Source organism: Streptococcus mitis, assembly GCF_001074635.1.
In the GTDB taxonomy this organism is placed as follows: domain Bacteria; phylum Bacillota; class Bacilli; order Lactobacillales; family Streptococcaceae; genus Streptococcus; species Streptococcus mitis_E.
In genome coordinates this window covers 1-216 of the sequence record NZ_JUQO01000188.1, presented here as the reverse complement: position 1 = coordinate 216, position 216 = coordinate 1, and the positions used below count along the sequence as shown (strand labels likewise).

The window sequence follows — 216 nt, the reverse complement described above, 5'->3', positions numbered from 1 at the left end:
GTTGTATTGGTATCTGGTTTTTCTACCCATGTGTAGGTTGTACCTTTTGGTAAGCCATCTGTATTGATACTTCCTTCTGAGCTTGGGTCACCTCCGTGTTTTACGGTTTGGTTCGGTTCTTTTGCCGTTGGGTTGAACGTATCTTTTTGTTCTTTCACCGTGATTGGGACTGTGACTTCATCGACTGTTCCGTCTGGATAGGTCACTAAGGCTACA

Annotated in this window: 1 protein-coding gene; it reads right to left on the bottom strand. The window is 44.4% G+C overall.

Annotated elements, in window-relative coordinates; all coding sequences use genetic code 11:
• The coding region (locus ADI58_RS07625; protein WP_049522072.1) for a Rib/alpha-like domain-containing protein at positions 1-216 on the bottom strand (216 nt) is incomplete at both ends.